The 22,000-nt window shown below is 36.4% G+C and carries 17 protein-coding genes; 8 read left to right on the top strand and 9 right to left on the bottom strand.

Annotated elements, in window-relative coordinates:
* Positions 1-90 precede the first annotated feature (90 nt).
* The 4 genes from RIV7116_RS36265 to RIV7116_RS01550 all read left to right on the top strand — a co-directional run bounded on the left by RIV7116_RS36265 (position 91) and on the right by RIV7116_RS01550 (position 5,048).
* Positions 91-1,122 (top strand): YkvA family protein, encoded by a 1,032-nt coding sequence (locus RIV7116_RS36265; RefSeq protein ID WP_015116505.1) that lies wholly within the window; start codon positions 91-93, stop codon positions 1,120-1,122.
* Between the two features lie 630 nt (positions 1,123-1,752).
* Positions 1,753-3,018 (top strand): CARDB domain-containing protein, encoded by a 1,266-nt coding sequence (locus RIV7116_RS33560; protein ID WP_015116503.1) that lies wholly within the window; start codon positions 1,753-1,755, stop codon positions 3,016-3,018.
* Between the two features lie 183 nt (positions 3,019-3,201).
* On the top strand, positions 3,202-4,218 hold the full coding sequence (locus RIV7116_RS01555; protein ID WP_015116502.1) for a sulfate/molybdate ABC transporter ATP-binding protein: 1,017 nt from the start codon (positions 3,202-3,204) through the stop codon (positions 4,216-4,218).
* Positions 4,219-4,484: 266 nt separating this feature from the next.
* Positions 4,485-5,048, top strand: coding sequence for a hypothetical protein (locus RIV7116_RS01550; RefSeq protein ID WP_015116501.1), 564 nt, complete (start codon positions 4,485-4,487; stop codon positions 5,046-5,048).
* On the opposite strand, the gene RIV7116_RS01545 is transcribed toward RIV7116_RS01550, so the two are convergent.
* Both RIV7116_RS01545 and RIV7116_RS01540 read right to left on the bottom strand, forming a co-directional pair.
* The gene (locus RIV7116_RS01545; protein ID WP_015116500.1) at positions 5,016-6,617 is read right to left on the bottom strand and encodes an Hsp70 family protein; all 1,602 of its coding nucleotides are present in this window, start codon (positions 6,615-6,617) and stop codon (positions 5,016-5,018) included. The genes RIV7116_RS01550 and RIV7116_RS01545 overlap by 33 nt on opposite strands.
* A gap of 305 nt (positions 6,618-6,922) precedes the next feature.
* Positions 6,923-7,504, bottom strand: coding sequence for a TetR/AcrR family transcriptional regulator (locus RIV7116_RS01540; protein ID WP_157229244.1), 582 nt, complete (start codon positions 7,502-7,504; stop codon positions 6,923-6,925).
* Positions 7,505-7,561: 57 nt separating this feature from the next.
* Between RIV7116_RS01540 and RIV7116_RS01535 the strand changes: the two genes are divergently transcribed.
* The 3 genes from RIV7116_RS01535 (at position 7,562) to RIV7116_RS01525 (ending at position 10,017) form a co-directional block, all read left to right on the top strand.
* A complete protein-coding gene (locus tag RIV7116_RS01535; RefSeq protein ID WP_015116498.1) occupies positions 7,562-7,999 on the top strand; it encodes an ester cyclase in 438 nt (145 codons plus the stop codon).
* A gap of 1 nt (position 8,000) precedes the next feature.
* Positions 8,001-8,387 (top strand): DUF6463 family protein, encoded by a 387-nt coding sequence (locus tag RIV7116_RS01530; RefSeq protein ID WP_015116497.1) that lies wholly within the window; start codon positions 8,001-8,003, stop codon positions 8,385-8,387.
* A 265-nt stretch (positions 8,388-8,652) separates the two neighbouring features.
* Positions 8,653-10,017 carry an alkaline phosphatase family protein gene (locus tag RIV7116_RS01525; RefSeq protein ID WP_015116496.1) on the top strand — a complete coding sequence of 455 codons (1,365 nt, stop codon included), beginning with the start codon at positions 8,653-8,655 and terminating at the stop codon, positions 10,015-10,017.
* Between the two features lie 120 nt (positions 10,018-10,137).
* On the opposite strand, the gene RIV7116_RS01520 is transcribed toward RIV7116_RS01525, so the two are convergent.
* The 4 genes from RIV7116_RS01520 to glgA form a co-directional block, all read right to left on the bottom strand.
* Complete coding sequence (locus RIV7116_RS01520) at positions 10,138-10,620, bottom strand: GNAT family N-acetyltransferase (RefSeq protein ID WP_015116495.1); 483 nt, start codon at positions 10,618-10,620, stop codon at positions 10,138-10,140.
* Positions 10,621-10,921: 301 nt separating this feature from the next.
* Positions 10,922-12,394 carry a HEAT repeat domain-containing protein gene (locus tag RIV7116_RS01515; RefSeq protein WP_015116494.1) on the bottom strand — a complete coding sequence of 491 codons (1,473 nt, stop codon included), beginning with the start codon at positions 12,392-12,394 and terminating at the stop codon, positions 10,922-10,924.
* 115 nt (positions 12,395-12,509) lie between these two features.
* Positions 12,510-14,003 carry a HEAT repeat domain-containing protein gene (locus RIV7116_RS01510; RefSeq protein ID WP_015116493.1) on the bottom strand — a complete coding sequence of 498 codons (1,494 nt, stop codon included), beginning with the start codon at positions 14,001-14,003 and terminating at the stop codon, positions 12,510-12,512.
* A 347-nt stretch (positions 14,004-14,350) separates the two neighbouring features.
* Positions 14,351-15,826 carry a glycogen synthase GlgA gene (gene glgA, locus RIV7116_RS01505; protein WP_015116492.1) on the bottom strand — a complete coding sequence of 492 codons (1,476 nt, stop codon included), beginning with the start codon at positions 15,824-15,826 and terminating at the stop codon, positions 14,351-14,353.
* Between the two features lie 343 nt (positions 15,827-16,169).
* Between glgA and RIV7116_RS01500 the strand changes: the two genes are divergently transcribed.
* A complete protein-coding gene (locus tag RIV7116_RS01500) occupies positions 16,170-16,478 on the top strand; it encodes a DUF6679 family protein (RefSeq protein ID WP_015116491.1) in 309 nt (102 codons plus the stop codon).
* 318 nt (positions 16,479-16,796) lie between these two features.
* Here RIV7116_RS01500 and RIV7116_RS01495 read toward each other — a convergent pair whose 3' ends face one another.
* From RIV7116_RS01495 to RIV7116_RS01485, 3 genes are all read right to left on the bottom strand, one after another.
* A complete protein-coding gene (locus RIV7116_RS01495; RefSeq protein ID WP_015116490.1) occupies positions 16,797-18,362 on the bottom strand; it encodes a serine/threonine-protein kinase in 1,566 nt (521 codons plus the stop codon).
* Between the two features lie 356 nt (positions 18,363-18,718).
* Positions 18,719-20,113 carry a serine/threonine-protein kinase gene (locus RIV7116_RS01490; protein WP_015116489.1) on the bottom strand — a complete coding sequence of 465 codons (1,395 nt, stop codon included), beginning with the start codon at positions 20,111-20,113 and terminating at the stop codon, positions 18,719-18,721.
* Positions 20,114-20,386: 273 nt separating this feature from the next.
* Positions 20,387-21,820, bottom strand: coding sequence for a serine/threonine-protein kinase (locus RIV7116_RS01485; protein WP_015116488.1), 1,434 nt, complete (start codon positions 21,818-21,820; stop codon positions 20,387-20,389).
* Positions 21,821-22,000 lie beyond the last annotated feature (180 nt).

The raw sequence follows: 22,000 nt of genomic DNA, 5'->3' as shown, positions 1-22,000 counted from the left end.
AATAGTTTGTTTACATTCATCTAGTTTGATGCATGGTCGCAGGATATTTGCTTATATTTAGTAAGTGACTGAGATTATGAGGTGATGGGTATGGGAATCAAAGATAGATTTTTTGGTGGCTCTAAAAAACAAGCGGATGAAATAGAGAACCCTACAACTATAGATATCCAGCCATCACCTCTGGAAGAAACATCCTCCGAGGCAGCCCAAAAGGGTTTTATTAAGCAAATGTGGAATAAGTTCCGCAAAGACTCGCACTCGGAAGAAATATCAAAAGTAGAACCACAAACAGAAACAGAAGAAGTTACGCCAGATATAAAACCAATTAATCGCCAAGTAGAAACGGAGAATAATCAAGAAGCCAATAAAAAAACCAATAAAAAAAATAGATTGCAATCGCTTATACCAAATTTCTTCCAGAAAAATCCAGACGTTTCTAGTAAATCATCAGTTCAAAGTACGATAGAAGAAGCAGAAACGCAAGTTATTAACCAACAACCTGTAAAAACAAATTCCAATACAAACCATAATAAAATCAAAAAGCTATTTAGCCAGTTAACTCAAAAAGAAAAAGAGCAAATTAAAACAGAAGAAGTCCTTGAAGAAGTAGAAGTAAAATTAGAAAAAACAAGTAATTCTGATAAGATAAAAAATATATTTCATAAGCTAGTTACATCTGTTAATACAGATAATATTCAGAAAGATATTCAAAAAATTTCTGAGAAATTACCGTCAATGAATCGGGGACCAATAAAAGAAATTTGGCCCAAAATTCAATCATTATTCCAAATGGTTTTAGATCCCAAAGCCGCTTGGACATCAAAGGCATTAGCAATTGGAGCCTTGCTTTATCTCATCTCTCCCTTCGATGCGATTCCCGATGTAATTCCCATTGCTGGACTCACCGATGATGCTGCGGTAATCGTTTCCGTTGTTTCTACCTTAGCTTTTGAATTAAGCAAATACGCAAAACAATCAGCAACTAAAGGAATTGAAGTAGCAGAAGAACTAGCCGATATAGAAGTTCGGAAATATAACCGCATCGTTAGAATTACATTAACAGGAAGTATCATCGCTGCAATATTGGCGATCGCCGTAAAAATAATCCTCAAACACATCTAATGGAAAACTATTTTAATTTATATAGCATATTCCGATTAGCGCTTTTTGGAATCACCCTTTACGGAACTTTCCAATTAATAAGAAATCTATTGCGCTACAAACCTTATTACGAAAAAATCCCCAAACCCATCAAAGGATTTTTATTTGCTACCGGAGGGGCTTTAATAGAGAGAAAATTTAAACAGCATAAACATGACTTTATGGTTAATGGTGTTCTTTTAGCTGTTTTAATCTTTCTGAATATTATATTATGGTTCTTCGCTTGAAGATCCACATGCTTCGGGTGAAAGTAGTTAGTGGTTAGTTGTTAGTTGTTGATTAGTAACTGTTCACTGTTGACTGTTAACTGCTTGCTCCACAACCAACCTTCGTCAGTTGCTTTTATAGATTTAGATTGATGAGGATGTTTGTGTAGGGTGTGTGGGGTAAAAAAAAATTAGCCAACAATCGGTGTAGGTATACAGGGCAAACACACCAAAGAATCTATTATTATTTCTCCAGATATTTACCTTACATTTTTCGTTTTTTAAATATAAAAGTAAAAAATATTTCAAACAGCTTGCATAAAATCTGAGGGGCAAACGTAGTAAATAGTAAGTCAATCAACTTACTATTAAAAGTATAATTACTATGTTTAAACTTTCTCTAAAAACATTAGCTATCGGTACATTAATAGCCGCTTCTACAATTACTTCTACAACTGCACAAGTACCATTATTAAAACCTGTTGAAAAGAAAATACAGGTAAACCCCGGTATAAATCCAACTATAAATCCTAATATTAAATTTGCTTTTTTACCAGATTTAATCATAGAAAAAGCTAGCATCCGTCTTGCTGCTAACTGTAGGGTTAATAAACCGGCTCTATACGTGAATGCAATAGTTAAAAATATTGGACGAGCAAAAAGCCCAAAACGTATGGATGTCGGTATTGTTAGCGCCAGAGATGCAAGCACGGGCTGGGGCAATGGTAAAGGTATTCCTACCCTCAACCCCGGAGCTAAAACTACGGTAACTTTTCCTATCTACTATCTAAAAAGCAAGCCTCAATCGATGTTAGGAAAACATACTTTTGAGTTAACTGTTAATAAAGGTCGTTTCATAAAAGAATCTAATTTCAAAAACAACACTTATAAAGCGGTTTCTATTAACGTACCTGCCGGACATTGTAACGTTCAGCCTCCTGCAAAAGTAAAAAAAATTAATGCCGATTTAATCGCTAGATTAATTAAAGGTGCTGTGAATGGAACCGAACTTCATTTACACAATCGCGGAAAGAAAAGTGGTGATAGTTATCACAAAAAAAATGCTTCTTATATTAAATTAAGTAATTTACTCGGTGGAACAAAACAAGCATTTAATATCCCCGAAACCAAAATTGATGCCGGTGCTTACGGATGGTTGAGATATTACGTCAATGACATCAACCTTTCAAGCTTTGATATTAAAAGAGACGGCAATAGATTCAAACTTAGTTTATTCTTTGAAAGCAACGGCACCGAATTAAAAGGATATCACACCGCTAGATTTGTTGACTTTGGCGATAAAGGTGCCCCAGATATACAGATGAACAATATGCGTTTGGATGTATATCTAACACCAACCAAAGATAGCCGAGGACGTTTGACTTACGGTCAGGTTGGCGTAAAATTTGATGCTAAAATCCAAGCTGGCGGCGTTTGTAATTTCAAGACAGTCAATTTCTGCGGTAGTAGTTACAAAAGACGTATTGCTAAAGGCATTGAAGATGGAGTCCGCGCTCAATTAAATAACTCAACTACTCGCAATAAATTAGCCGCAGCATTTGCACCCCAACTAAATAGATTCGGTATCGGTAAAATTGTTCGCGTTCGTATTCAAGGTTCATATTTAGTGATTGAACATCAAGCTCGATAATCAATATCTGAAACTCAACGTTAGCAATGCCGCCTTTATGGCGGTTTTCTCATGATTATGATATTTCAATAATCCAAAATATAGAATTCAACAGATGTATCAGTCTATCGCTATCTATGATATATATAAAACACGGTATCTCTACCAACAAACCGTAGATTAGTTGCAGAGGATTCTTTGACAGTGGGCATAGTAGTTGAAAACGCGTGCAAGCAATTTGGCAGTTTTAAAGCTGTTGATAACGTCAACTTGGAAATTAAAAGCGGTTCGCTGGTGGCTTTATTGGGACCTTCTGGTTCGGGGAAGTCTACTCTGCTACGACTAATTGCGGGTTTGGAAATGCCTGACAGCGGAAAAATTTGGTTAACTGGCAAGGATGCTACATACCAAAGCGTACAAGAGCGAAACATTGGTTTTGTGTTTCAACATTATGCTCTTTTCAAGCATATGACAGTACGGAAAAATATTGCCTTTGGCTTAGAAATTCGTAAAGCTTCAAAAGCGAAAATCAAGACTAGGGTGAATGAATTATTAGATTTAGTGCAATTAAGCGGACTAGGAGACAGATATCCGTCGCAGCTTTCCGGTGGACAAAGGCAGAGAGTTGCATTAGCCAGAGCTTTAGCGGTAGAACCAAAAGTATTGCTTTTAGATGAACCTTTTGGGGCGCTTGATGCCAGAGTCCGTAAAGATTTACGCGCTTGGTTGCGAAGATTGCACGATGAAGTCCACGTTACCACAGTATTCGTCACCCACGACCAAGAGGAAGCAATGGAAGTATCCGACGAAATCGTGGTGATGAATAAAGGGCAAGTCGAACAAATTGGTACGCCAGCAGAAATTTACGACCATCCCGCTACAGCGTTTGTAATGAGTTTTATTGGCCCTGTGAACGTTTTACCAAGTACCTCGGGAATATTTCAGAGAAACGGATTTGATTCCCCACAGACGGAAATGTTTTTACGTCCCCAGGATGTAATTGTTGAGACTTCACCAAACGGTACAACAGTTCCCGCTAGGGTGAGTAGATTAATACATTTGGGTTGGGAAATTCAAGCAGAATTAACCTTGGATGACGGACAAGTTGTAACGGCACATTTAACGAGAGATAGATTTGATGAATTGAATTTGGAGCCGCAGCAACGGGTTTATGTGAAGCCTAAAGATGCTAAATCTTTTCCGCTTTATTATTCGATTTAACCTCACCCTCGTTCCCTCTCCTTATTAAGGAGAGGGATGAAAATGCGAAATATTTTCCACTTTATGATTTGATTTAACCTCACCCTCGTTCCCTCTCCTTATTAAGGAGAGGGATGAAAATGCGAAATATTTTCTACTTTATGATTTGATTTAAAGTTACCCTTCTCCCTCTCCTTGACAAGGAGAGGGATGTCCGTTAGGACAGGGTGAGGTTATTTTAATTGCTATATTAAAATTGCTAATTATGTCTTCTCAAAGCAATTTATATGTCTTTATTAACAAATTCCCTCAATCAAATTAAAACTTGGTTAGAAAAAAATTGTCCTCAAGCTGCTGAAAATATTACACCAGGATTAAATGTTGCAGAAATAGAATCAAAAATTCAATATTTACCCTTTAGTTTACCAGATGAATTTTACGAACTTTATCAATGGTCAAGGGGTAATGATTTAATCACTCCAACAATTTACGAAGATATATTTGGTGCAGATGATGGAATGGGTCTTAATACCTTAGAATACGCTATGCAGTTATTTCCTGATTTTATAGATGAAGAATTTGAAGAATGTGCCGCTAATTATATCGGTAAACCGTTATTTCCTACTTTTGGAACGGATAAAACGTTTCTTTGTATAGTTGGTGATTGGCAAGAAAAAACACCTTCTCCAATTGTTTATGTTTCAGAACTTCGAGAAACAGAACATAGATACTTTTTTCATAGCGTCACACACCCTACAAACTATTCCCAATTACCAATTACCCATTACCAATTCCCAATTCCCAATCCCCAAATCAAATTAACTCAACTGCGCCACAATTTGATTTTCTAAAACAGTTTCATTGGTTAATAAATCTTCAACGGTAATTCTTAAAAATCTTTTGTCATCAACTTCTAAAAACACTTTCACTCTATCGCTGCCGGGAAATCCTGCTGGGCTTAGTTGAGCAATATTTCTGGCACCATCGCTGTCATTCAATGGTTTTACCGTGGTTTCGCTGCTTTCTGCACGACGAGTAATTAGGCGATCGCCATCAAAATAAACTTCGGTTCCCCCGGTTTCTGCTCCTAATTCTCCGATAATCAATTCAATGCTGGGCTGATTTTCCATAGAAGCACCCAAGTATAATTCGACTGGTTTATTCATTGGGTAAGGCTGCCCTTCTTTGATGATAGGATGCCAGCTATGACGACTTTGACGGCGATTCCAGTAACGAATTCCGTAACTATGGTAAAGAAAGTCTTTGATTTCAAAACCCTGAGCTAATTGTAATGCTCCGTGGGCTATGGCTTCAAAAGCTTGTTCGCTGCGAATTTTATCGGAATCAAAATATTTTTTTATCCATGTTTGCACTGCGGGGATTTGCGAGGTACCACCAACCAGCAACACAGCATTAATATCTGCAATTTCTATTCCTTGTCTTCGTGCTTGCTGCAATAATTGTGCCATCGACTCGTCAAGCATTGTAAAAAACGAGTTTTCTTGCAAAATATTTTCAAATGTATCGCGGTTCAATTCCAATTCATAACTTTCAAATGTCTCGTCGTTAAAATAAACTTCGCTGGCTTGATTTTGTGTTGAAAGTTGAATTTTTACTTTTTCTGCGAGTCTTGTTGTTAAAGGACTTACAGTTAAATCTTGAGTTTTAGCGAAATAATCCGTCAACCAATTATCAATATCGGTACCACCCAAATTTTGACCGGCTTTTGCTAATACCCGAGCCGTTTTTACCTTTTGTTTGGAGTCTTCAGCTAAAGATTTATTACCAAATTTTAGTAAAAAGCCTAATGGTTTCCTACTTGCTTGCTGCACGCTTTTATCCAAACGCACTAAAGATAAATCTAAAGTTCCTCCACCAAAGTCAACCACTAATAACAAATCTTCTTCGCTTAAACCATAGCCCAAAGCCGCCGCCGTCGGCTCATCGAGCATTCGCACCTGTTCTACCGGCAGCGCTTCGCAAACCTTTCCCAGCCAGTGACGATAAGCTTCAAAGCTATCTACAGGAACAGTTAATACTAAAGAATCTATTCCACCTTCAACCGATGATAGTTGTTCAATTACTTTTTGTAAGTACCATTCTCCCACTTGTTCAAAAGTAATATTGCGTCCATCTAATTCCGGTAAAAAACCTTGAATATCCGAACCAATCCCACGTTTAAAACTGCGAAAAAAACGCGAGTCACCTTTAATATCAACACCGCGATTCCTTACCTGTTGCCCAACTAAAAATTGTGTTTTTGATGCATCTTCCACATATAGCAAACTAGGAATCAACGGTGGATTCAAACCTTGTTGAATAGATAATTCTGGAATATTTAAAGTTTCTGGCTGCTGAGTTACTGGATTCCAGCGAGCAATGACGGTGTTACTAGTGCCAAAATCGATTGCTATTGCCATTTTTTATAAATAATTTACAAATAAAACTTGAATCAAAACACAATACTGTTTTAGAGACAGGGCGTATTGCTGCGTCTCACAGAATTCTGGATACTCTACGCAGTTAATTCTACCTCCAAAGACGATTTTGGTATAGCTGCTATTCCTTTAGAAGATTATTAATTAAAAAACCTTTCTAGAGCCCAGAGGAGCCACTGCGTTGCGGAGGTTCTCTCCGTTGTAGCAAGTGGCGTGGCGCAGAGCTAAGAGTTCAACAGAGATATATCACCTGTTTTTCGGCAGGAATCACTTATTAATTTCAAAAATCAATTCCGACGGGTAAGAATAGTATGCTGCAATCTCGCTTCAAGCAACCGCTGATTTTGATTCATTCGCGTGCCTACAGTAAATTCACCAACTACCAACGTATAATAAGCCATTCGGGCACGTACCATTGCATCAATTCCAGTAAATCCAACTTGTACAAATAAATCTCGCGTATACTCCAAACGATGTAAGTCAACTGATTCTAGAATACTGGCAGCTTTTACATCGTTCGTAGCCCAAGCTCGGATGGCATTTTCGACTTTCCCATCATCCTCAATTGCCAGTTCAAATAAATGCATTAGCTTGGTTTCGGCATCACCATCTTTCTCATCTACTTGCTGAATAATGCCTTCTGTTTGACTATTCACCCATTGTTGCAAAAGTGCGTCTAGCAATTCTTGGCGATTTTTAAAATGCCAATAAAAGCTACCTTTGGTTACATTCATCAATTTCGCCAGGGGTTCAACTCGTAACGCTTCTACACCACTTTCTCCTAAAACTTTTAATCCTTGCTCAATCCAATCTTTCCTTCCCAGCTTTATATTTTCTTTATTTTCTACCATACGGTGGCGTATTGACATTCAGATAGTTTAGCAATAATCTACAACCATACGGTAGCGTATTGGATAAAAATAATTATGAGTACAGCAGAGCAAAATAAAATAACAGCGTTGCGTTTTGCGAGAGAAGGATGGGGTACAAATCCAAGCTGGAGAAACATTTGGGATGAATTAATGAGTAAAGATGTGGTTTATTACTTCAACAGTTTTGCCGAGCCTATTGTGGGATTAGAAGCTAATAAAGAATTTAATGTGGGTTTGTTTGAGGGATTTCCCGATATTAAACAGCAGATTGAAGATGTGATTGCTGAAGATGACAAAGTTGTTTATCGTACAACAATTCAAGGGACAAACTCGGGGGAATTTTTAGGTACTCCAGCAACAAATAAACCAGTGAAAGCGAATGATTTTACCTTGCTGCGAATAGTTGAAGGCAAGATTGTCGAGTGGTGGTATGAATGCAACTTGCTTGAAGTTATGAAACAACTTGGTTTAGTTTCTGAAGGTGAGGTTTAATATGCTTAAATTCAGCGGATATTGGTTGCTAGTTACGAGCATTATTCATGTAATTGTTGGTGTATGGCTTTACGCAGAGCAATTATCAGAAATTATCAACAGCGGATTTTTTAATAGCATTACTCCAAATCCCTTTGCACCGAATTTTGCTCGCGAAGATGCATTTTGGTTTATGACGCTGACGGCATTTTTGGTGATTTTGGCGCAGCTATGTCTTTGGGCAAATTCTCAGAAAATTTCACTACCAGAGTCTGTTGGTTGGAATTTATTAATAACTTCAATTATTGGTGCTGTAGCAATTCCAATTTCAGGTTTTTGGTTATTGATGCCACCAGCTTGCCTTATGATTGCGACATCGCGAAAAGCAAATCATCAAATAGATATTTAGATGCTAATTTCAACTCCTAATTTTCTCTTTCCCATTTTCATTTGTTTTGATGGGTTATAAACTCTTTAAAAAAAACCGCAGAGAGCGCGGAGGGCGCAGAGAAAGAGAGTAAGGAGGATTAATCTGGTTAAAAATAAAGTTGGTTTTACCTCGTAAGCTCAAAAGGAGTTATTGAAGACTACTTATAAAGAAAACTACAATATCCCATACCAGTTGAAAAACTAGAAGATAGAATAATTGCGGCGTATCGCAAACTATAACGGTAATGGGAATATCAGCTATAGCCAGAGAAAAACTACTTGCTCGTCAAAAGCTACCGGGTTTCTTCGGGGAGGAAGTATTAAAACCCAGCTACGACGGATTAGGCTTGAGTAATATTGCTTCCTTGGCAATTGACTGGTTGGCTCCGGATGCTCCGACTTTGAGCGAATCACCTGCTTCAGTGGCTTTCAATCCAGAATTATTAGGAGCATCTGAAGTTTCTCAAGCTTGGAAAGATTGGCAAAATCAAGCACCGATTAATCATGTGGTGCTGTTAATTTTGGATGGGTTTGGTTACGAACAATTACAAAGTCTTGCAAGTTCCCAAGATATACCTGCAATTTCTGAAGCCTGCGATAGTCAGCAAAGTTTTTTTATGCCTGCAACTTCGGTTTACCCTAGTACTACCGTAACGGCTTTAACTTCTGCGGCAACCGGTTACGCTCCCGCCCAACACGGAATGATGGGAACTAATCTTTATCTTCGCGAAATCGGCACTATAGTTAATTTTATTGGTTTTCGTCCCCAGATTGCTCCTGGTAGAAGTTCTTTTCCAGACAGTATATTTAATCCTGAAACTTTGCTTCGGGTGCCTAATATATATTTACGTATGGAGAAGGCGGGAATAGATGTAGAAATTATCAATTTTGAGCAGTTTAAACAAACCAGTATTAGCAGATTTACCAGTGCTGGCTCAGAAGCTGGAAGTAATAGTTTTAAAGGTTATCGCACTCCTTCAGATGCTTTTGCTCAATTGCGCCAAAGTTTGTTAGCAAAAAGCGATCAGCACAAGAGTTTTACTTATGTATACGTACCGACTATAGATCAAGTTTCTCATCGTTACGGTCCTTTGAGTGCTTCTTATAAAGCGGAAGTTTCAACTTTGGATTTTGCTCTTAAGAAACAACTGCTAGAACCTTTAGCCGGTAGAAATGATACGGTTTTGTTAATTACAGCAGACCACGGTCAAAGATATAGTAACTTAGAAAATACTCTTTGGTTAGAAAAACATCCCAAACTGACTCAAAATTTATTTGCTCCCATAACCGGTGAATCGCGAGTTCGTTATTTACATATCAAACACAATAAACAAGCTGAAGTTTTAAACTATATCAAGCAGAATTTTAGCGAAAACTTTTTTACCATCACCAAATCGGAAGCAGTGGATAATGGTTTATTTGGACTTGCGGGTAAACCTTTGAGTAGAGAAGCTGAAGATAGAATTGGCGATTTACTGCTTATTTCTCATAATGACTGGATATGTCGGCAGCACATAACAAATGAAGAGCGCTTGCATACACATTTAGGAGTTCATGCTGGTTTGAGTCAAGCTGAGATGTTGATTCCGTTTCTTGCTTATCGGTTTTAAGTCATATTTTGAGGCAGTCTCAGAAACCGGGTTTATTGTCGTTAAAACATTCCGCATGTCGTTATGAAGCCAAAAAGCAACCCGGTTTCTTTGGGAGACAAGGGGAAATGGTGAGTTAGATTAACTTGCCATTTCCATTACATAATCATCCATAACAAACCCATTTCCAATATCCATAACTACATCATCAACAATCTCAAAGCCAATATTTTTATAAAAAGCAAGGCTATCAGAATTATTCTTATTTACTGTCAGTTGAATCACGGGATTCTTCAAATTACTTTTAATAAATTCGATTGCTTGCTTACCAATACCCTTCCCTCGGAAATATTTAAGAATATACAATTTACTTAAAAATAATTTTTCTCCTTTTTCACAAATCGAAAAATACCCGGCTTCAACTTGGTTATAAAAAATCATGTAATATCTATATCCTTCATCTATATGCTGCCCGATAGCATCTTCACTTTGAAACTTATCCAGCATGTATGACACCTGATGGTTGCCAATAATAGGTAAATAATGTTCGTTCCAAATATTTTTAGCTAATTTTGAAACTTGAGCAATAGCGTTGTTATTATCGACAATTTTGAATTCAATCATAATAAAAGACTTTTAGATAACTCTATATCTTTTAGTTGTAAATCCTGGGAATTGTTGAAAATATTTACTCATTTAATTTGTATATTCATCAAATAAGCCCACGAAGATAGGCTTTGTAAATATAGCGTTTTTCACCTGAATGGGATACAAACTTAACCTCGCCGTCGTTCCCTCTCGTTAATAAGGAGAGGGATGTCCGTAAGTACAGGGTGAGGTTTTGAGTGGATTCTGCTCAATTGAAAGCTGCTATATAAACTGAATTTTATAGGCTGCGGGGTAACATGTAATCAAACGATTTCCTTTATTCTTTCAAAAGCGCTACCGACTGCCGTAACGCTGTAACTTTATCCTCTGGAATTTCGTTTACTGAATTATCAATTATTCTTAAAGCTGTTTCAAATTCAGAAATTGCCTTTTCCAATTGAGCATTAGTAAAATTACTTTTATTCTCTTTCATTTTAGATGCAATGCTGCTCAAGATAACTGCCGAAGCCACTTCCATTTTTTTATCTGGCAACCTTTTTACTAAAGCCGGAATCAAAGCTTGAGAATCAATTTTATCCAAAGCTAATGCAGCACTCACAGCTAGCTGCTTCGTACTTTGCTTATCTTCCAATATCTTAATCAGTACCGGTACCGTTGACGCAGCATCTTTTGCCATTTCACCTAAAGCCATTGCCGCGCTACCGCGATTTTCATCACTCTCTTGTTTGTTTTGCAATATCGCCACTAATTTCGGCTTAGCTGTTTTAGCATCGGAACCCATATTCCCTAATGCGTAAATTGCAGCACTGCGAATATTACCATCTTTATCGTTCAAAGCCTTAATTAAAGCTGGAATTGTCGCTTTACTCGATTTTCCCGATTTTGAAATTCTATTAATAGCCATATAGCGAACTGCTGAATCTTTATCTTCCATCGCTCTGATTATTACAGGTAAAATCTGGAAATTATTTTGATTAATTTTTGAAAGTGCTTCAATCGCGATTAAACGAATTATCGAATCTTCGTTTTCTAATGCCTTAATTAATATCGGAGTTGCAGAAGCTGTTTGTGAATTTATCTGGGCTAACATCGAAGCTGAAGCTACACGAATTGATGAATCTTTGTCTTTTAATCCGTTTTTAAGAATTTTTACAATTTCCGAAGACTTTTCATCTGCTGACGCTAAAGAAATTGCCGCACTTCTACGAATACTTGCATCTTTATCTTGTAAAGCTTTTTTTAAAAGAGGTAATACCGAAGCTTTATTCCCATCTAAATCTAAAGCTAGAATCGCACCAGAGCGTATGCGTGGATTTTTATTTTGCGCTGCTTTTATCAAAGCAGTTTCAAAGGAATCATCATCTAAAGCAATCATCACACCAATACGAATCTGAGTATTTTTATCTCCTAATTTATCAATCAATATTTGTGTTACAGATGAATCTTTTTGTGCTATTTTCGAGAGCGTTTCTCCTATACCAAAAGTTAAGAATGCTCGATTCTTTTTTAATGACTCGATTAACTGCGGTACAGCAGGTTTACCAATATTGACTAATTGTTGCATTGCAGCTTCAGCAACAGGTGAGAAGCGATAAATTTCTCTTTGCTCTAATATCTCAATTAGTTTAGGAATTGTAGATACTGCTTGTAGTGAATTCTGTTCTTTTGGTGACTGCTGCGCTAAAGCGGTACTTGTATTAAGTGGCAGCAGCGAACAAGACATCAAAGTTACTGCCAGTTGAGAGATAAGTAATTTAGAAAAAGTTGATTTAGACAAATTAATACGCATATCTTGATTAAACAAGTTTTTATATTTCAATTAGCTATTGTTTAATCAGCTTAATTACGAAATCAGATGAGCGTCATTAGTTTAATTACCTAAATTAAATTATCTCGACAAACTGCTACTTTTTCAACTCTGTTATCAAATTTCGTAGCGATGGAGCTATATGCAGGGGAAAATCATATTCAGAATTTTCAATAATTTTCAAAGCAGTTTCTAATTCTGATATTACCTTTTCTAACTCAGTTGTAGATAAATCATTTTTCTTTGCTTTTACTTGGTATGTAGCATCCTGTAAAAGGCGTAGCCAAGATGCGCGAAAATTTTTATCTTTATCTGAGATATTTTTTACTATATAAAGAATCAAAACTTGAGGAGCAATTTTCTCTAAAGCTTGTGCAGCACCGATAATTATAGCTCTTGAATTTTGCTTGTCTTCTATTGTATTAATTAAGGTTGGTATCGCTGATACTGCATTTTTTTTGAGATTACCTAAAGTTCTTAGAGCATAATCGCGATTCTGCTCATTTTCTTGTTTATTTTGTAATATCGCGATTATCTTTGGTATCGCGGGTTTTGCGTCAGAACCCATATATTGAAATGCTAAAGCTGCTGCACCCCTAACTCTTTCATCTTTCTCATTTAGTGCTTCCATTAACAATGGAATTGCAGCTTTTGTTGCATTTCGCATCATGGCAATTATCAGCATAGCCTTATAACGTACACCTGGATCTTCATCTTTTATTGCTTTGATTAGTGATGGCACAAGTGGCGGGTTTGGTTTTATTTCATAAAGGTATCTAATACGGTAAATCTGAGCAAATGCTTGAACTGCTCTAAAGCGAATTGATGAGTCTTCATTTCCTGCACCTTCAACCATAACTTGAGCAATTTTATTAACATCATCAAAATCAATTACTCCGGAAATTTCATCTATATATCCAATTGCAAAAGTCAAAGTCAAAGCTGAATTTACACGAATAAAAACATCTTCGTGTTCTAATGCATTTTTGATAGTTGTGAACATTTCCGGAGTTTTGTCGCGTAAAGCAAGTATTGTACTTATATGAATCAGTGAATTTTTATTATTTAAATTAGGTAATATAGAACTGTCAGCGGCAATTTTACCTAAAACATAAATAGCACCAGCAGCTATCCTAGGGTTTTTATTTTGTGCAGCCTTTTTTAATTTAGGTGCAAACAAATCATTTTCTAAAGCTTTCATTGCACCAAAACGAACCTGCAAATCTTTATCTCCTAACCTATTAATTAAAATCGGTACAACAGATGAATCCTTTTGAGCTATTTTCAAGAGTGTTTCAGCCACACCGAAAGTAAGAAGTATCCGATTTTTTCTGAGTGCATTAATTAATTTTGGAACCGCAGGTTTACCAATTTCTACTAATTCTTGACTCGCAGCTTTAGCTTCAGGAGAATACTCAAGTTTATATAGTCTATATTTTTGCTCTATTATTTCAATTAACTGAGAAACTTTAGAATCCTCTGGTTGCTTCTGCTGTTGTTTCCTTTGCTGCGCGTAAGTATTAACCTCTACTCCGTTGGATTGCGACATCAAAGTGCAACTTGTAGTTAATGACAGCAATGGTAAAGACATCAAGTTTAATACCAGTTGAGAGCAAATTAATTTTGAAAAAGTTGATCTTGAGAAATTGATAAGCATTATTTTGATAAAAAAAGTCATTTCAATTATTGAATCAAGCTTAATTACGCAAATTAATCGATGCCATTCGTTTAATTACTCAAATCAATTTCTTCAGAAATAAAAAAACGCCCTTTGAAAGGCGTATAGTATCATTTTGTTGACTTATCGGTGGGAATCTAAATACAGAAAGACGTTGCATTGCAACGTCTTTACATAATGATTATTGGGATTTGGCAATTTAAGATGAATTCAACAAATGGATTTCACAATCCAAAATCCAAACTTCCCGCAAAATCGTATCACTTCTCCCGAATCGATTCGTAAATCCCTAAATATTCATTCCCTGGGTTATTCCAAGAGTAGTCACACTCCATACCCTGCTTCATCAACATCCGGTATTCATCTTTCTTGTTGTGCCATAGCCACAAAGCTCGCTCCATTGCAAAATCAACTGCATGAAAATCGGTATCGTTAAAAACGTAACCGTTGCGCTTCTCCGGTGGCTTTCCTGTCTCGTAATCCCTGTCAAATACGGTATTAACTAACCCGCCAACAGCCCGTACAATCGGCACGGTACCATATTTCAAACCAATCATCTGCGTCAGCCCGCAAGGTTCGTAGTTACTGGGAACCACAATCATATCTGCCCCCGCATAAATTAGGTGGGCTAACTCTTCGTTAAAACTGAGTTCTAAATGAACGTCGGGATTATGATTTAAGTAATTTTTCTCGTACTGGAATTTAGCGTTTATATCAGCACCTGTTGCCGAGCCTAAAAGCACGTATTGTGCATCTTTATAAAGTGCATGATAAATCGAGTGATGTACTAAATGAACGCCCTTCTGAGCATCCAAACGACCAATATAAGCCACGATTGGTTTATCAACATCTCTCAACAACAGTCTTTCTCTTAGTGCTTTTTTATTTTTAGCTTTTGCGTCAATGTTATCTATACTGTAATGTTCGGGAATATAACGATCTGTTTGCGGATTCCAAAAGTTATCATCTATACCGTTAAGAATTCCCCGATACTTGCCTTGGTGTAAATCTATAGTATGACTCAATCCACAACCAACATCCGTATGATGGGCTTCCCAAGCATGATGAGGAGATACGGTATTTACGCTATTAGAATAAACAATCCCTCCCTTCATAAAGTTGATAGCAAAGGGATTAAAATTATCTCGCAATTTATCGTATTGAAAGTAATAAGGCTCGCGATTTAAACCTGTAGCGTGCAGTATTTCCGCGCCACCCATGCCTTGATGCTTAAAGTTATGAATGGTGTAGCAAACTCGCTGACTTCCCATTCCATAATATTTGTACATCTCGTACAGCATCACTGGAATTAAACCAGTTTGCCAGTCATGGCAGTGAATTACATCCGGGCGCTTGTTGCTTTGTAATAAAAATTCTAATGCTGCCTTACTAAAAAACGCAAAGCGCATATTGTCGTCATCACAACCGTAATAACAGCCGCGATTAAAGAAATTATCTTGAGAATGGGGTTCAATAAAGAAACAAACCCTTCCGTGTACCCAACCGCAATAAACCGAGCAGTGAATCGCACCACCATACCAGGGTACCCATAAATCTTTATACGCATCGTGAAGACCCCAAATATGGTCGTAACGCATACAATCGTACTTGGGAAGAATTAACTCTACGCAATTCTCCCGGCTTTCCAATTCCGTACTAAGTCCATAAACAACATCCCCCAAACCTCCAGCTTTAATTACAGGAGCGCATTCTGAGGCAATCTGTACGACGTACATTCCTACTCCTTGCTTAACCCGCTTAACAAAAATTTACTGCATACTGCTTTCAATCAATACAGGAAATTTACTTGACACGCAAGATAGTACAAAAAAATATAATTTGCATCCCCCCAAACTCTCTCAAAATTAGGGGATTGGAACTAGAAAGGCTGAATTTATGCTTTTTGTAGGTATAGCCCTTAATGTTAACCCAGCAACTGTATATTAAGCATCTATCTGTAATATTAATTTGAAAAAATGTTCATAAATCTTTTACATCTGAAGGAATATGTCTTAAGATAGGTTACAGAGACTTAAATTAGATTCTGACTAGCTCACACTATTAATTTTTAAATTTTGTATGGAGACTAAGCTTCAAGAACTAATCGGTCAGCCCAACGTTTGGCTATTGGTTAAAACCAGTAATGGCTGGCTAAAGAATGTAGATATTCTAGATGTCAATTCCGATACAGTTACATTCCGTTACGAATCAGAATCGGAAGTAGACAAAAAAGTTTGGGAAAAGACAACTCGAATTGACAACATTGCCGAAATCGAAATTCGTCTAATGGCTCTGCCAAAAGGCAACAAAAAAATACAAGACTTACGCCAAAAGTTTTCTAAGCTACTAGAACAGGAAACTCAAGAATCTCAAGATTCACAAGAATAATTAGTAATATTTAATTATTAACAAATAGCGAATGTAGAGACGGGGCGTATTGCTACGTCTCCCTTTGCTGTTTGAATATAAAAATTAGGCGCTGCTGAATTGAAATATGAACTTTTTTTCTAGCATTTACTAGCCCCCTAAATCCCCCAATTTTGGGGGACTTAAAATGATTTATCTTCGCCAGAATTGGGGGTTGGGGGCAAACCATACTTTTAATCAGCAACGCCAAAAATTGCATAGCCAAGGATGCCCATCCCAGAAGAAAGAAATAAGAAGGTAGGTTGGATTAGACATTAATAACAAGACAAGCGTCAATTATTAATTTCTAGAAAGAAGTTGATTTAACTGTTCGCCAGAAGGGGTAAATACTCGCAATCTCACATAATCGGGGTCGTTTGGTTGCCAAGTTACCTGGTATCTATATGCTCCATTATTCCAGGTGTAAATTCTACGGTTGCTACTACCGGAAGTTCGTCCATTTTGTAAGCTTAGAGATGATGAATCTTTGAGCGATTGAGCTTGATAATAAATGTTATTGTTTCTTGAAAATAAATTTAGAGACCATTCACTATTTGCAAATGTCCCTTCAGGGAAAGAACTTGAATTTGGTGTTGAATTTGAGCTTGTATTTGAGCTTGTATTTGAAGTTGAATTTGAATTTGATTGAACTTGGACAACTCTATCCCTTCTTCTTTTTTCTGCTTCCTCTCTCAGTTTTTTTTCTTCTTCTAATTGACGCTGTAATTCTTGCTCTCTTCTTGAATTATTCTCATTTTGTTCTCGTCGCGACTCTTCAGCTTTCTGACGCTCCGCTTCTATACTAGCTAACCTCTGCTGAACTGCTTGTTGTTGATTCATCATTGAGAAAGCAAAGGTTCCGACTCCTCCCAAAACTAAAAGAGATACTATGCCAACTATGATTGCAGCTTTTGAACCTTTAGAAGAACTTGTAGAAGAACTTGGTTTAGTTTCCTGTGGAGAAACAACTGTACTTGGTTGGTTACTCGGGGGAATTGTCGCAGCAGCAGGTGAAGGAGGTGCAATTATAGTCGTAGCAATAGTTTCACTCTTTAATGCATTCAGCATTTCATTCGCACTAGAAAAGCGATCGCGCAAATGACTTTGAACTGCTTTATCTAATACAGCAGCTAATTCTGAACTAACATCGGGAGCATGTTCTTTCCAAACAACTTCACCAGTGCGAGGATCGCTATCTAATTCTTGAGGCATTTTACCAGTCAGCAAATAGATCGCAGTCATCCCCAAAGCATATAAATCGCTATTAAATACAGGTCTTCCTGAAAGTTGTTCTGAAGACATAAACCCAGGAGTACCAATCACAATCGAAGATTTAGGGGTATTACCAGATTGAGATACTATAGTTTGCATAGTTTCCTTTACCGCACCAAAATCAATTAGTACTGGTAAATTATCGGCATCGCGAATAATAATATTATCTGGCTTAATATCTCTATGTACTATCCCCTTATTATGAACGTATTCCAATACGGGTAAAATCTTTAACAAAATATCTTTAACGACATCCGAACTCAACTTACCTTGAGTACGTAACTTTTTAGAAAGAGTTTCACCTTCAATATATTCCTGAACCAGATAAAATTGTCCGTTAGATTCAAAATAGGCATACAGCGTCGGAATTTGATTGCTACCACCTCCTAATTGCTCCAAAATAGCAGCTTCCCGTAAAAATCTATCCTGAACAATTTGATAAATCTCAGAACCTTGATTCATCGGTTTAAGCTGTTTAATCACAGAATAGCGATTAGAAGGCATATGAGTATCTTGAGCGACGTAAGTCTTACCAAAACCACCATCGCCTAACTCTCTAACAATTCTATAGCGATTTTCCAGCATCTGATTCATGATTAAATACCAAAATTTAGCCTTATTAAAAATAAAAATTTCAAAAAATCGAAAAGTCTATATTTGATTTTTCAGTCGTATCAATTACTTACACAACTAGCCTACAAACTGATTGCATAATATTGATATTTTGTGAATATTTTCTCTGACTCTAAAGAGAACAACTATATAGTCTTCACTACTAAAGACATCAATTCCTTAATATTTCACTACCAAATAAGTAAATACCCTATTCATATCTACCAGCGAAAGTAATCATTTACACATAAATTTTAACAAAATAACTAGAAAAGTCAATTGTAGTTGATTCTTTTAATAATGGTTTAATTATTCCAAAAACTGCTTTTTATTGAAACTCAATCTCTAGCAATTGGTAAATCCAAGAAATCACTTAATTCTTGAGCTAACCAGTCTATTTCTGGTGCAGTTAAATATTCTTTTCTACTAGAAGAATTATCAATGGTTGCAGAAGAAGCAATTTTTCCTAGCTCATATTTATTTTTACCAGCCCAAACAATCAATTTTGGTGGAATTTCTGGATTTCCTTTGACAGTTTTATCTATTGTTCTACCGACAACTTCTAATTTATTGATATCGCTTCTGCTGCTGATAGGTTTTATACGAAATGGGATGCCGAATATCTGGTAAAAAAGTTTGACTTTATCTTGACTAATATGAAAAATAATATAGCCAAACGTCTGAAATAAAGAGCTAAATATCAAACTAGTGAATATTGGTATTGCAAATATAATAAACAACAATTTTGTAATTCCGAATGGAATATTAAATAGAATATTAAGCCAAACCACTGGAAAAAGGCATGATACCAATATCAATAAATTAAAGCCATAGGGAGGAATCAAAATTTCTAATTCAGATTTTTTCTTTGTCAATTGAACTTCACTACCATGCGGCTTTTTAAGTACTATCTTTGACTCACTAACTGTGGGATTTTCTAACTCTTGCAAAGCAGCTTCAGTCGAAGACGGACGTTTTTTCAAAGTTGTTTGAGTCATCCACTTGAGCCAACTAACAAATTCAGCACTCAAATTAACCGTTTCCTCAAATTTAATCACCATATCATCGCCCAACAAATCGGCAGGATGACTACCGGTAACTAAATAAATCAAAGTCGCACCCAAACTATATAAATCGGAAGTAGGCACGGCACGCCCGCCAAATTGCTCTTGAGCCATGTAGCCGTAAGTACCTACTACAGTCATGGTTCCATCTTGTTGCACTGCTGTAGTTTTCACCGCACCAAAATCGACTAAATAAACTTCACCGACGTGATTTCCGGTGCGATCGCCTAATAAAATATTGCTGGGTTTGATATCGCGGTGAATGACAGCAGGTTGTCTGGAATGCAGATAGGTTAATACTTCTAATAAAGCGGTGGCAATTTGCTTTACTTCTGCTTCGCTAAAAGTCCTTCCAGATTGTATATGTTCTTCCAAAGATTTTGCAGGAATATATGTTTGTACTAAACCAAAACCTTTAGAATTATCCGAATCAACTTTGAATGAATCAAGATATTTTGGAATTGCCGGATGTGAAAGTTCTTGAAGTATTTGTGCTTCTCTTTCAAAGAGCTTTAAGTCTTGCCAGTCAAAATCAATATCAAAGTTGAGTAATTTGACAACTACTAACTCTTGAGTTTCTAAATCTTTTACTAACAGCGTTTTTCTTCCAGAATTTTTTCCTAATTGTTTTTGAATATAGTATCTTTCTTGTAATATCTGATTTGTCATTATATTTACTTTGATAATTTATGAAATTTCTATGTTTTATTTATTGTTTATTCGTAGATTGGATTAGACACGATTGATAAATTTAATTTATAAACCGAATTGAAAATATAGTGTCGTAACCCAACAGCAGCGATTTGAATAAATAAAGATGTTTTGTAGTCACCATAAGTGAATTTTGGGTTACAGTGTTGACATAATTTACTGATTAAATATGATGATTATTCAAGCTCCTAACCCAACCTACTAATTGGGAAGAATAAATATATTTTTATCCTACCAACCACGTTTTATTGAAACTGAATCTCTACTAATCGGTAACTCTAAGAAATCACCTAATTCTTGAGCTAACCATTCTATTTCCAGTGAAGTGAAAAATTTAGGATACATACTTAATTTGGCAATTCCTTTATCAAATAAAAAAGCGACGAGTTCATGATTATGGGTTCCAGCCCAAATAATTAAACTAGCTGAAATTTCATATTTACTTACAGTATTGTTATGTGTACTTCTTTCAACAATTTCCAATTTACAAATATCATTGCGCGCGCTAGAATCGGGTTTAGTTAATTTTGAACCAAATAGCTCGTATGTAATTTCAATTTTATTTTTATTAATATAAATACGAGTTAATCCAAATATCGTAAAGAGAATTTGTTGCCATACACTTAAAACCACAATCCAAAAAGCAATAGGGACTATTAATATCAAAATTGCACCTAAAGTAATAACTGTGATGTATATTAATCCCGAAAGCATCAAAAGCATCGGTAAACAGATAATTCCAAGTTGCGAACTAAAACCTGGGGAAGGAATTATTATCTCTAGTTCGTCTTTCTTCTTTGTTAACTGAACCTTACTATCCTGCGGCTTAGCAACAAATAATTTCGACTCTACAACTGTCGGATTTTCTAACTCTTGCAAAGCAACTTCAGCCGAAGACGGGCGTTTTTTTAAAGTTGTTTGAGTCATCCATTTGAGCCAATTAACAAAATCCGAACTACTTAAATTAACCGATTCCTCAAATTTAATCACCATATCATCCCCCAACAAATCGGCAGGATGATTACCAGTAACTAAATAAATCAAAGTCGCACCCAAACTATATAAATCCGAAGCAGGTACAGCACGCCCACCAAATTGTTCTTGAGCCATGTAACCGTAAGTACCCACAACAGTCATAGTTCCACCTTGTTGCACTGCTGTAGTTTTCACCGCACCAAAATCGACTAAATAAACATCGCCAACATTATTACCAGAGCGATCGCCTAATAAAATATTGCTGGGTTTGATGTCGCGGTGAATAACAGCAGGTTGTCTGGAATGTAGATAGGTTAATACTTCTAATAAAGCTGTGGCAATTTGCTTTACTTCTGTTTCGCTAAAAGTACGCCCTTGCTGCAAATGTTCTTCCAAAGATTTTGCAGGGATATAAGTTTGTACTAAACCAAAGCCTTTAGTATCGGGTAAATCAACTTTAAATGAATCAAGATAGCTGGGAATCGCAGGGTGTGAAAGTTCTTCAAGAATTTGCGCTTCTCTCTCAAATAATTTTAAATCTTGCCAGTCAAATTCAATATCGAAATTGAGTAATTTAACAACTACTAATTCTTCAGTTTCTAAATCTTTTACTAAAAGAGTTTTTCTTCCAGGATTTTTACCTAGCTGTCGCTGAATTTCGTATCTTTCTTGTAATATTTGCCTTGTCATTAAATTTATTTTGAAAAATTGTGTAATTAGAGATATTTCCTAATCGCCATAATTGAATTTTGGGTTAGGGCGCTGCTGTAACTTTTTTGTTAAACATCATGATTATTTATGCGCCTAACCCAACCTACAAAATTTTTGAGAAAGCAGGGTTTTGCGTATTTACACCCCTCTCCTTAATAA

The sequence above is a fragment of the Rivularia sp. PCC 7116 genome, from assembly GCF_000316665.1.
Taxonomy (GTDB): Bacteria; Cyanobacteriota; Cyanobacteriia; order Cyanobacteriales; family Nostocaceae; genus Rivularia.
Note: the sequence above shows the minus strand (reverse complement) of the source record. Positions and strands in the feature narration are given on the sequence as shown.